Origin of the sequence: Pseudomonas sp. CFBP2511, from assembly GCF_030209255.1 — a bacterium.
GTDB classification, from domain to species: domain Bacteria; phylum Pseudomonadota; class Gammaproteobacteria; order Pseudomonadales; family Pseudomonadaceae; genus Aquipseudomonas; species Aquipseudomonas avellanae.
The window spans coordinates 98,115-110,023 of sequence record NZ_JARVSI010000029.1 but is presented as its reverse complement, the minus strand read 5'-3'; the positions used below and the strand labels follow the sequence as shown (position 1 = coordinate 110,023).

At 60.8% G+C, this 11,909-nt stretch carries 12 protein-coding genes and 1 pseudogene; 9 read left to right on the top strand and 4 right to left on the bottom strand.

Translation table 11 applies throughout. The features are described from left to right. Positions 1–34: 34 nt before the first annotated feature. The 3 genes from QRN38_RS25275 (at position 35) to QRN38_RS25265 (ending at position 3,027) form a co-directional block, all read left to right on the top strand. Positions 35–490, top strand: a complete 456-nt coding sequence (locus QRN38_RS25275; RefSeq protein WP_057417914.1) for a MaoC family dehydratase — start codon at positions 35–37, stop codon at positions 488–490. Between the two features lie 140 nt (positions 491–630). Continuing rightward, entirely contained in the window at positions 631–2,358 is a 1,728-nt protein-coding gene (locus QRN38_RS25270) for a C13 family peptidase (protein WP_057417915.1), read from the top strand. A gap of 27 nt (positions 2,359–2,385) precedes the next feature. Then, positions 2,386–3,027, top strand: a complete 642-nt coding sequence (locus QRN38_RS25265) for an oxidoreductase (protein WP_057417916.1) — start codon at positions 2,386–2,388, stop codon at positions 3,025–3,027. Between the two features lie 38 nt (positions 3,028–3,065). Here the strand turns inward: QRN38_RS25265 and QRN38_RS25260 are convergent, their stop codons facing one another. The 4 genes and pseudogenes from QRN38_RS25260 to QRN38_RS28085 form a co-directional block, all read right to left on the bottom strand. Beyond that, complete coding sequence (locus QRN38_RS25260; protein WP_005770118.1) at positions 3,066–3,350, bottom strand: YceK/YidQ family lipoprotein; 285 nt, start codon at positions 3,348–3,350, stop codon at positions 3,066–3,068. After that, the gene (gene ubiX / locus QRN38_RS25255) at positions 3,343–3,972 is read right to left on the bottom strand and encodes a flavin prenyltransferase UbiX (RefSeq protein WP_003379089.1); all 630 of its coding nucleotides are present in this window, start codon (positions 3,970–3,972) and stop codon (positions 3,343–3,345) included. Before ubiX ends, QRN38_RS25260 begins: the two co-directional genes overlap by 8 nt. Further along, positions 3,969–5,318: a UDP-N-acetylmuramate:L-alanyl-gamma-D-glutamyl-meso-diaminopimelate ligase gene (gene mpl / locus QRN38_RS25250; RefSeq protein WP_122223242.1), complete on the bottom strand. Its 1,350-nt coding sequence runs from the start codon at positions 5,316–5,318 to the stop codon at positions 3,969–3,971. Before mpl ends, ubiX begins: the two co-directional genes overlap by 4 nt. A gap of 28 nt (positions 5,319–5,346) precedes the next feature. Next, positions 5,347–5,545, bottom strand: a pseudogene (locus QRN38_RS28085) (hypothetical protein). Here QRN38_RS28085 and exaC point away from each other — a divergent pair. From exaC to QRN38_RS25220, 6 genes are all read left to right on the top strand, one after another. Continuing rightward, positions 5,544–7,064: an acetaldehyde dehydrogenase ExaC gene (gene exaC, locus QRN38_RS25245; RefSeq protein WP_024667240.1), complete on the top strand. Its 1,521-nt coding sequence runs from the start codon at positions 5,544–5,546 to the stop codon at positions 7,062–7,064. The pseudogene QRN38_RS28085 and the gene exaC overlap by 2 nt on opposite strands. A 295-nt stretch (positions 7,065–7,359) precedes the next feature. After that, positions 7,360–8,754, top strand: coding sequence for an ethanolamine ammonia-lyase subunit EutB (locus tag QRN38_RS25240; protein WP_054089839.1), 1,395 nt, complete (start codon positions 7,360–7,362; stop codon positions 8,752–8,754). Continuing rightward, positions 8,751–9,614, top strand: a complete 864-nt coding sequence (eutC, locus tag QRN38_RS25235) for an ethanolamine ammonia-lyase subunit EutC (RefSeq protein WP_005770129.1) — start codon at positions 8,751–8,753, stop codon at positions 9,612–9,614. The genes QRN38_RS25240 and eutC overlap by 4 nt, the downstream gene beginning before the upstream one ends. 83 nt (positions 9,615–9,697) lie before the next feature. Then, positions 9,698–10,156, top strand: coding sequence for a GNAT family N-acetyltransferase (locus tag QRN38_RS25230; protein ID WP_024667238.1), 459 nt, complete (start codon positions 9,698–9,700; stop codon positions 10,154–10,156). Between the two features lie 192 nt (positions 10,157–10,348). Beyond that, complete coding sequence (locus QRN38_RS25225; protein ID WP_005770132.1) at positions 10,349–10,996, top strand: DedA family protein; 648 nt, start codon at positions 10,349–10,351, stop codon at positions 10,994–10,996. Positions 10,997–10,999: 3 nt separating this feature from the next. Next, positions 11,000–11,809, top strand: coding sequence for a M90 family metallopeptidase (locus QRN38_RS25220; protein WP_057418413.1), 810 nt, complete (start codon positions 11,000–11,002; stop codon positions 11,807–11,809). The last annotated feature ends 100 nt before the right edge of the window (positions 11,810–11,909 follow it).

The following is an 11,909-nucleotide window of genomic DNA, read 5'->3' as shown; positions in this document are numbered from 1 at the left end:
ATGCTGCAAAACCAGACCTGACAAGGAGCGCGACATGCCTTTTGTACCTGTTACAGAGCTCAAGGACTACATTGGCAAGGAACCGGGATGTTCCGACTGGCTGTTAATTGACCAGGAACGCATCAACCTGTTCGCCGAAGCCACGGGTGATCATCAATTCATTCACATCGACCCGGTCAAAGCGGCGCAAACCCCGTTTGGCGCGACCATCGCCCACGGTTTTCTGTCGTTATCGCTGATCCCCAAGCTCATGGAAGGCATCATGGTGCTGCCCGAAGGGCTGAAGATGGCGGTGAACTATGGCATGGACAGCGTGCGTTTCGTGCAGCCGGTGGTGGTCAACTCGCGCGTGCGCCTCAAGGTCGAGTTGACGGAAGTAACCGAGAAGAAACCGGGCCAGTGGTTGCTCAAGGCAACCGCTACGCTTGAGATCGAAGGCCAGGCAAAACCCGCTTTTGTGGCCGACCCCCTGACCTTGTGTTTCGTGTAACACGTTTAAAACATGAAACAGTCGTAACAGACTGTTTCATCCCGCTTACTCGCTGCGGCATACTCCCCTGCAGTCGTGACCCATAACATCTGCTCAAGCAGAGCCGGGCTCGCCACTGAATCACTCTTCCGGGATCTCACATGCGCGCGCTTGCTCCATTGGCTTTGACACTCTTGATCGCAGGCTGCGGTGATGGCGAATCACTTTTGCCGCCAGACGGCCGCCTGCCCGATGGCGGACGCTACCGTGGCGACGTGGTCAACGGACTGTTGCAAGGCGAGGGGCGGATCGACTACCCCAACGGCAGGTGGTACGCCGGCCAGTTTGTAAACGGGCTGTGGCAAGGTCAGGGGGAATGGCACGCCAGCAATGGCGACGTCTATAAAGGCAGCTTCGAGCAGGGCCTGTATCAAGGCCAGGGTCGACTGACCACGCGCAATGGCGCGAGTTATGTCGGCAACTTCAAACTCGGGCTGCGTGACGGCGAAGGGACGCAAAAAGACAAGGGCGTGCTTTACCGTGGCCAGTTCAAGGCAGGCCAGTACGACGGCCCCGGACGTCTGGAACTGGAAGACGGCAGCCAGCACCAGGGCATGTTCGCCAAAGGTAAGGCCAATGGCGAAGGCTCGCGCAGTGATGCCAGCGGCAATCAATACAGCGGTAACTTCGTCGACGGCCAGTTGCAGGGCACCGGCAGCTTCACCAGCGCGGAAGGCGACCAATATGTCGGCAATTTCCGCAACAGCCAGCTGGACGGCCAGGGCCGCTACGAAAACAGCGACGGCGACGTCTGGAGCGGTGAGTTCAAGGAAGGCGCACTGACCGGCAAAGGCGAGCTGATCGGCTCGGACGGCAGCCGCTATCAGGGCGACTTCGATAACTGGCGCTTCATGGGCCAGGGTCAGTTGCAACTGGCTGATGGCAGTCGTTACGTCGGCCAGTTCGCCGATGACACCTATCAGGGCAACGGCGTACTAACCGCCCCGGATGGCAAGGAACAGCGCGGCATCTGGGCCAATGGTCAGCGGGTACGTGACGCCAAGGGAAAATTGCTGCCCGATGCGCTTGAAGCCGGGTTGCTTGCGCAGGGCACTTTGCTGGACAAGGCGCTCGCCGCCGTGCCTGCATCGACACCGGCTACCGAACTGTACACGCTGGTGGTGGCCGGCGACGGCAAGCAGAGCGTGTTCATGCGCGAAGCGGACTACGTCAGCAATTTGCTGAAATCGCGTTTTGGCGCCATTGGCCAGGTCGGCCTGGTCAATCATCGCGATCACATGGATGACCGACCGATGGCCACCCGCGAAACCATCACCCGCGCAGTGCAGACCCTTGCACAGCGCACCGGCCCGGAAGACCTGGTGTTCATTTACCTGACCAGCCACGGCACCCAGGACCATGAACTGGTACTCGACCAACCGCGCCTGTCGCTGGCTGATCTGCCTGCTGACGCGCTGGCTGCCGCCCTCGCCCCGCTGAAAAATCGCGATAAGGTCGTGGTCATTTCGGCCTGCTATTCCGGCGGCTTCATTCCGGACCTCAAGGACGAGCGCACCCTGGTCATGACCGCCTCCCGCGCCGACCGGGTGTCCTTCGGTTGCTCGGAAGAAGCCGACTTCACTTATTTTGGCGATGCACTATTTGCCAAGGCATTGGTCGAAACCGATGACCTGCAACAAGCATTCAATGAAGCAAAAGCCTATGTCGCCCAACGTGAGACCGAAGACAATTTCGAAGCCTCCGAGCCGCAGATATGGGCACCAAAAGGAGTTCTGGCGCGCTGGCAGCAATTGCGCAAAAGCCAGGCCGAACGCGCTTTGAATACGGCGTTGAACCGCACGGAAGCGAAGACCTCGACTAGCCGCTAGGCTTATCAGTACCAAGGGAGAACGGTAATGTATTTGACGCCGCAACATATTCTGCTCGCCGGGGCCACCGGCCTTACCGGTGAGCATTTGCTTGATCGCCTGCTTAACGAGCCGACTGTCAGCCGAGTATTGGCACCGACGCGCAGGCCACTGGCGGAACACCCTCACCTGGAAAACCCGGTCGGCGAACTGACCACCTTGCTGCCCTTGCTGGGTGGCCGTGTGGACATCGCCTTCTGCTGCCTTGGCTCCACCATCAAACAGGCCGGCTCGCAGGATGCTTTCAAGGCGGTCGATCTGGACCTAGTGCTGGCGTTCGCCACTCGCGCCCTTGAGCTGGGTGCGCGTCATTTGCTGGTGATCAGTGCAATTGGTGCTGACCCGAAATCGAGCACGTTCTACAACCGCATCAAAGGCGAGATGGAACAGGCCCTGCGCGCGCAAGACTGGCCGCAACTGACCATCGCCCGCCCGTCACTGCTGGTGGGCAGCCGTACAGAAACCCGCTGGGTCGAACAACTGGCCGCGCCTATTGCCAAGCTGCTCCCCGGCAAATACGGCGCAATCGAAGCCTGCCAACTCGCCCGCGCCATGTGGCGCCTGGCGCTGGAGGAGCAGAATGGTGTGCGGATTGTCGAGTCGGATGAGCTGCGTAAGCTGGGGAAATAGAGCGTTGGCACGATAGTCGTCTTATGACGATCAATCCCCTAAAGCCCGCCTGTCGCCCGAACGCCCACCCCAGCCGCCGTCAGCAACGACAGCGGCAAAAGCAAGGTGTCGAGCAGCGCGCTGCCTGGCAGGTCCAGGCCCGGATAGCCTGGTGCTTCTGCACCGAACCGGTCCGCGGCGCAGCAACCGCCCTGCAATGCATACAGGTTCAGCCGTGTGCCGGCATACACCACGGGCGCGCCAGGCTTGGCGGCATCGAGCGTGCGTGCAGTGGCGCAACCGGTCAGTGCCAGCGCAACTGATATCAATATCAGCTTATTCATCGCCGCCCACATGATGCTCACCCCAACGCGGCAGCATGTCCTGAGGGATGTTCAGCAGGTTGAGGATCCGCGCGACGATAAAGTCCACGAGGTCGTCAATGGTCTGCGGCTGGTGATAAAAGCCGGGAGACGCTGGCAGAATCACCGCGCCCATGTTCGACAGCTTGAGCATGTGCTCCAGATGAATGCTGGAATACGGTGCCTCGCGGGGCACCAGGATCAACTGCCGACGCTCTTTCAAGGTGACGTCGGCGGCGCGCTCGATCAGATTGTTACAGGCACCAGTCGCAATCGCCGACAACGAACCGGTGGAACACGGCACCACCACCATCGCACTGGGCGCACCAGAGCCCGAGGCCACCGGCGACATCCAGTCGTCGCGGCCGTAGACGCGAATCTGCCCGGCCGACGCGCCGGTGTATTCGGTCAGGAACGCTTGCATCATCATCGCCTTGGGCGGCAGGCGCACGTCGGTCTCGGTGGCCATCACCAGTTGCGCAGCCTTGGAGATAAGGAAGTGCACTTCACGGTCCTCACGCACCAGACAATCCAGCAAACGCAGGCCATATTGCGCACCTGACGCACCGGTCATCGCAACGGTGACGCGCTCCGGCCCGCTCATTGCAACGCCTCCGCGAGCTTGCCATGCAGGCCGCCAAAACCGCCGTTACTCATGATGACAATGTGCGTACCAGGCTGGGCCTGGCTTTTGACCTGGGCGATGATTGCCTCAAGGGAATCACAGACCAACGCAGGCACAGTGCCTGCGGCGACGGTTGCCGCCAGGTCCCAACCCAGATTGGGTGGCGCGTACCAGACCACCTGATCGGCCTGCTGCACACTTTCCGGCAAACCGTCGCGGTGCGCGCCCAGCTTCATGGAGTTGGAACGCGGCTCGATCACGGCAATGATCGGTGCATCACCGACCTTTTTGCGCAGGCCATCCAGCGTGGTGGCAATCGCGGTCGGGTGATGAGCGAAGTCGTCATAAATAGTGATGCCGCGCACGTCGGCGACCTTTTCCATACGGCGCTTGACGCTTTTGAACGCGCTCAATGCCTGCACGCCCAGCAGCGGAACAACACCGACGTGACGGGCTGCAGCGAGGGTCGCCAGCGCATTGGCGACGTTGTGCAGGCCAGTCATGTCCCACTCGACCGCGCCCTGCAGCTCGCCCTCGAACAGCACTTCAAAACGCGAACCGTCTTCACTCAACAACCGTGCCTGCCACTGACCGCCCTCGCCCGTGGTTTGCACCGGTGTCCAGCAGCCCATCTTGATGACGCGTGACAGCGCAGGCTCGGTGGTCGGATGAATCACCAGGCCTTCGCTCGGAATGGTGCGCACCAGATGGTGAAACTGGCGCTCGATGGCGGGCAGATCGGGGAAAATGTCGGCGTGATCGAACTCAAGGTTGTTGAGGATCGCAGTACGCGGGCGGTAATGAACGAACTTGGAGCGCTTGTCGAAGAAGGCACTGTCGTATTCGTCGGCTTCCACCACAAAGAACGGGGTTCCCCCCAGGCGCGCCGACACCGCGAAATTCTGCGGGATGCCGCCGATCAGAAAGCCAGGGCTCATGCCCGCGTGCTCCAACACCCAGGCCAGCATGCTGCTGGTGGTGGTCTTGCCGTGCGTGCCGGCTACCGCCAGTACCCAGCGACCCTGCAACACGTGGTCTGCCAGCCATTGCGGGCCAGACACATATGGCAAACCTTTATTCAGGACATATTCAACCGACGGATTGCCACGCGACAGTGCGTTGCCAACCACCACCAGATCCGGCGCCGGAACCAGCTGCACAGGGTCGTAACCCTGAGTCAGCTCGATACCCTGGGCCTGGAGCTGGGTACTCATCGGCGGGTAGACGTTGGCGTCGGAGCCGGTGACCCGATGCCCCAACTCTTTGGCGAGCACCGCCAGCGAACCCATGAACGTGCCGCAGATACCAAGGATATGAATGTGCATGACCAACCTCTCAGAACATCCACGCAGGTTAACGTAGGGGCGGTGAAATGGCACCCTGAGTTTGTACGCTGCATTGCGTGCACGGGGCATTTCAATGCGCGGCAGATAAGCCTAAAGTCCTGATCACGGCCGGTTGCAAATAGCCTAATCTTGAATGCTTGCTGCCCACTACCCGACTGCAGAATCGACACAGACTCCCTCACAACAAGAACCAGGAGACATACCATGCGTTACGCTCATCCCGGTACCGAAGGCGCTATCGTCAACTTCAAGGAACGCTACGGTAACTACATTGGCGGCGAGTTCGTCGCGCCGGTCAAAGGTCAGTATTTCACCAACACCTCGCCCGTCAACGGCAAGCCCATCGCCGAATTCCCGCGCTCCACCGCCGAAGACATCGACAAGGCACTCGACGCTGCCCACGCAGCCGCCGCAGCCTGGGGCTCGACCTCGGTGCAGGCGCGCTCGCTGGTGCTGCTGAAAATCGCCGATCGTATCGAAGCCAATCTGGAAGTCCTGGCCATCACCGAGACCTGGGACAACGGCAAGGCGATTCGCGAAACCCTCAACGCTGACATCCCGCTGGCCGCTGACCACTTCCGCTACTTCGCTGGCGTGCTGCGCGCCCAGGAAGGCAGCGCCGCCGAGATCGACGGCAACACCGTGGCGTATCACATTCACGAGCCGCTGGGCGTGGTCGGGCAGATCATCCCGTGGAACTTCCCGATCCTGATGGCCGCCTGGAAACTCGCCCCCGCACTGGCTGCCGGTAACTGCATCGTACTCAAACCTGCCGAGCAGACCCCACTGGGCATCAGCGTGCTGATCGAACTGATCGGCGACCTGTTGCCTGCGGGCGTGCTGAACATCGTCCAGGGTTATGGCCGCGAAGCCGGCGAAGCGCTGGCCAGCAGCAAGCGCATTGCCAAGATTGCCTTCACCGGCTCTACACCGGTCGGCTCGCACATCATGAAGCTGGCGGCAGACAACATCATTCCGTCCACCGTTGAGCTGGGCGGCAAGTCGCCGAACATCTTCTTTGAAGACATCATGAGCGCCGAACCGGAATTCATCGACAAAGCTGCCGAGGGCCTGGTGCTGGCGTTTTTCAATCAGGGCGAAGTCTGTACCTGCCCGTCGCGCGCGCTGGTGCAGGAGTCGATCTATCCACAGTTCATGGAGGCAGTGCTGCGCAAGGTCGAAAAAATCAAGCGTGGTGACCCTCTGGACACTGACACCATGGTCGGCGCTCAGGCCTCCGAGCAACAATTCGACAAGATTCTCTCGTACCTGGAAATTGCCAAGAGCGAAGGCGCCGAGCTGCTGACAGGCGGCAAGGTCGAGAAGCTGGAAGGCGATCTTTCGACGGGCTATTACATCCAGCCGACGCTGCTCAAAGGCAACAACAAGATGCGCGTCTTCCAGGAAGAGATCTTCGGCCCGGTGGTCAGCGTCACGACCTTCAAGGACGAAGCGCAAGCCGTGGCGATTGCCAATGACACCGAGTTCGGCCTGGGCGCAGGCCTGTGGACTCGCGACATCAACCGCGCCTACCGCGTAGGCCGGGCAATCAAGGCCGGGCGCGTCTGGACCAACTGCTACCACCTGTACCCGGCACACGCCGCATTCGGTGGTTACAAGAAATCCGGCGTCGGCCGCGAAACCCACAAAATCGCACTTGAGCACTACCAACAGACCAAAAACCTGCTGGTGAGCTACGACACTAACCCGCTGGGTTTTTTCTAGGCCTGTTGATTGCCCGATTATCGTTACCACGCTCCAGCGTGGTAACGCCGCCCTGGACGCTCTGCGCGATCAAACACACCACGCACCAACCCTGTGCATCACGCCCCGGCTTAACGCTGCGGCGTGATGCATCCTGCCCCAGACTAATCCGCTTACGCCTGCAAACTCGCACTCCCGGCCGGGATGGAGTATTAATTGCTTGCATCGCTTCCCACAGTCGTTTGAACCGGGACGTCACCGGTTCAACCGAAAGACTACGTCCAACGCGAACAGCGCGACGTCATGGAGAACCTGTATGGCGAGCTTTTCCCATTCTGTCGGTGCGCAGACGTACCGCTTCGACAGCCTCAAAGAAGTCATGGCCAAGGCCAGCCCCGCGCGTTCCGGTGATTATCTGGCCGAAGTCGCGGCGCAAAATGATGCCGAGCGGGTTGCCGCGCAAATGGCGCTGGCCAATATTCCCCTCAAGCATTTTCTTGAAGAAGCTCTGATCCCTTACGAACAGGACGAAGTCACCCGCCTGATCATCGACACCCACGACAAACTGGCCTTCGCGCCGGTCAGCCACCTGACCGTCGGCGGTTTTCGTGACTGGTTGCTCAGCGATCAGGCCGACGAAACCAGCCTGCGCGCGCTGGCGCCGGGCCTGACGCCCGAGATGGCGGCTGCCGTTTCAAAAATCATGCGCGTGCAGGATCTGATCCTGGTGGCGCAGAAGATCCGGGTCGTCACCCGCTTTCGCAACACCATGGGCCTGCGTGGCCGGCTGTCTACCCGCTTGCAACCTAATCACCCGACTGACGACCCATCCGGGATTGCCGCCAGCGTGCTGGACGGCCTGCTGTACGGCAACGGCGATGCCATGATCGGCATCAACCCGGCTACCGACAGCACCTCAAGCATCGTCGCGCTGCTGGAGATGCTCGACGCCATCATCCAGCGCTATGACATCCCGACCCAGTCCTGCGTGCTGACCCACGTCACCACCTCCATCGAGGTGATCAATCGTGGCGTGCCGGTCGATCTGGTCTTCCAGTCGATCACCGGCACGGAAGCCGCCAACGCCAGCTTCGGCATCAACCTCAAGCTGCTGCAGGAAGGCTACGACGCAGGGCTGAGCCTGAACCGCGGTACCCTCGGGCAAAACCTGATGTATTTCGAGACCGGTCAGGGCAGCGCGCTCTCGGCCAACGCCCATCACGGCGTCGACCAACAGACCTGCGAAACCCGCGCCTACGCCGTCGCCCGGCATTTCAACCCGTTTCTGGTCAATACCGTGGTCGGTTTCATCGGCCCGGAGTACCTGTACAACGGCAAGCAGATCATTCGCGCCGGCCTGGAGGATCATTTCTGCGGCAAGTTGCTGGGCGTGCCGATGGGCTGCGACATCTGTTACACCAACCACGCCGAAGCCGATCAGGACGACATGGACACCTTGCTGACACTGCTGGGCGTCGCCGGCATCAATTTCATCATGGGCATCCCCGGCTCCGACGACATCATGCTCAACTACCAGACCACCTCGTTCCACGACGCGCTATACGCCCGCCAGAGCCTGGGCCTGCGTCCGGCACCGGAATACGAAGCCTGGCTGGAGAAAATGGGCATCTTCACTCAGACAGACGGCCGCGTTCGCTTCGGTGACAGCCTGCCGCCTGCCTTTCGTCAGGCACTGGCGCACCTCGCATGAGTGATCAGCCGATGAACGAAGTACAAGACAACGCCGCGCCCGCCAATCCGTGGCTGGAACTGCGCCGCCTGACGCCCGCCCGCATCGCGCTGGGGCGCACCGGCACAAGCCTGCCAACCTGCGCGCAGCTCGACTTTCAAGCAGCGCATGCCCAGGCGCGTGATGCTGTGCACCTGGCGTTCGATCATGCAGCGATCAGCGCGCAACTGGCCGAAAAAGGCCGGGAAACCATACTGCTGCACAGCGCTGCAGCCGACCGCGACAGTTACCTGCAACGCCCGGACCTGGGCCGTCGCCTGAATGACGAGTCTGCACAGACATTGCGCGATTACGCCGCAGCTCATCCGGGCGGGCTGGACCTGGCCGTGGTGGTGGCTGACGGGCTGTCGGCACTCGCCGTCCATCGCCACGCCGTGCCTTTCCTCACCCGCCTGGAAGAACAGGCCAGCGCCGAGGGCTGGACCCTGTCGCCAGTGCTGATGGTGGAGCAAGGCCGTGTGGCGGTGGCGGACGAAATCGGCGAGCTGCTCGGCGCGAAAATGGTGGTGATCCTGATCGGCGAACGGCCTGGCCTGAGCTCCCCTGACAGCCTGGGCCTGTATTTCACCTACGCGCCAAAAGTCGGACTGAACGACGCACATCGCAACTGCATATCCAACGTGCGGCTGGAGGGCCTGAGTTACGCAATGGCCGCCCATCGCCTGCTGTACCTGATGCGCGAAGCCTGCAAACGGCAGATTTCCGGGGTCAGCCTCAAGGACGAAGCACAATTGAATACCCTGGAGTCCGATGACTCTGCCGAAAACTCAGACAGGAAAATCGGCAATTTCCTGCTCGACGGCCCCGCAGTCCCACATTAGATTGTGCTTTCTAAAGCTGCCGGGCAGGATCGCGTAATCCTCCCGGCACACTGCATTAGCCCATAGGGAAGTTGAGGCCAACCATGCGGATCATCAAAGCGACTCTCGAACACCTGGACATACTCTGCCCGATGTTCATCAAATACCGCGAGTTCTACGGCCAAGCACCGTTCCCGGACTCTTCACGGGACTTTCTCGAAAAACGCCTGCGTCGTGACGAATCGGTGATCTACCTGGCGCTGGCCAATGATGACGAAAGCAGGTTGCTGGGTTTTTGCCAGCTCTATCCAAGCTACTCGTCGCTGTCGCTCAAGCGTGTATGGATTCTCAACGACATCTACGTTGCTGAAGACGCTCGCCGCCAACTGGTCGCCGATCATCTGATGAAACAAGCGAAGAAAATGGCCAAGCAAACCCATGCAGTCCGCCTGCGTGTGTCCACCAGCAGCAACAACGATGTGGCGCAGAAGGTCTACGAGTCTATTGGTTTCAAAGAAGACACGCAGTTCAAAAACTACGTGCTGCCGATCAGCTCAGACTGATCACCCGCCTGATCGAGCGCGGCAGCAGCGCCGCGTTCGGCTACGATAAGGCGCCCCGGTCGTCACTCGGTCAAGCCCGCCGCTTATTCCAAAAACCCCTTCTGCGCATTCTGCTTCTATAATGCCGCGCATACCGAAAAGTCGTTTCTTCCGCATGCGACCCCGGACAGGGTTCTCGCCTCAGGTGCTTCAATGGAATTCAACCCGCTCGACCTTATCCTGCATCTCGACGTCTATCTCGACCTGCTGGTGACCAACTACGGCACATGGGTCTACGCGATCCTGTTTCTGGTGATTTTCTGCGAGACCGGGCTGGTGATCATGCCTTTCCTGCCGGGCGATTCGCTGTTGTTCATCGCCGGGGCCGTGGCTGCCGGTGGCGGTATGGACCCGGTATTGCTGGCCGGGCTGCTGATGCTGGCGGCAATTCTCGGTGACAGCACCAACTACGTCATCGGTCGTACCGCCGGGGAAAAACTGTTCAGCAACCCCAACTCGCGCATCTTCCGCCGCGACTACCTGCTGCGCACCCAGGATTTCTACCAGCGCCACGGCGGCAAGACCGTCACGCTGGCGCGCTTTCTGCCGATCATCCGCACATTCGCGCCGTTCGTGGCCGGTGTCGGCCGAATGTCCTATCCGCGCTTCGTGGGGTTCAGCGTGCTGGGCTCGGTGCTGTGGGTCGGCAGTCTGGTCGCGCTGGGCTTCTTCTTCGGCAACGTGCCGTTCATCAAGCAAAACCTGACCCTGCTGGTGCTCGCCATCATCCTGATTTCGCTGGTACCGATGGTCATTGGCGTGGTGCGCAGCCGCAGCGCCCCGCCGGTAGATGCACGCTAAACCATGTGGTCATTGCGCAATTGGCGCAGGCGACGAACCCTCGCCAGGCATCCGGTTGCTGAAAAACTGTGGCAGCAGGTGCGCAAGCGTCTGCCGATCCTCGATGGCTTAAGTACCGAGCAGGACGCACACCTGCGCGACGCCTGCGTGCTGTTTCTGAACGACAAACACCTGAGCGCGCTGCAGGGTGTAGAGCTGGACGACGAACAAAGGCTGTTTCTCGCCGCGCAAGCGCAATTGCCGCTGCTCAGCCTGGGCGAACTGAACTGGTATCAGGGCTTTCACGAGATCGTGCTGTACCCCGACGACTTCGTCAGCCCGCAGCGCCATCGCGATGCAAGTGGCGTGGAACATGAGTGGGATGGCGAACACAGCGGCGAGGCATGGCTGCAAGGCCCGGTGATTCTGGCCTGGCCGGGCGTGCTGAGCAGCGGCGACTGGGACGGCTACAACCTGGTCATCCACGAACTGGCGCACAAGCTCGACATGCTCAACGGCGAAGCCAACGGCCTGCCACCGCTGCACAGCGACATGCGGGTGACCGACTGGGCCAGCGTCATGCAAAGCGCATTCGACGACCTCAACCGGCAGCTGGATCAGGACCCGGATGCACAAACCGTCATCGACCCCTATGCCGCACAAGACCCTTGCGAGTTTTTCGCCGTGACCAGCGAGTACTTCTTCAGCGCACCCGACCTGCTGCACGAAAGCTACCCGGCGGTCTACGCACAACTTCAGGCGTTCTACCGTCAGGACACCCTCGCGCGGCTAAATGCGTTGCGTCATCAGGACCCGGCTTATCGGGACCACTGACCGCTACCGAGGCCATGCGTAGCAACCAAAACAGAATATGCCTATAATCCGGACCACTTTAGGGCGGCTCGCGCCGCAATCTGTCTGTTCAACCAGGGGG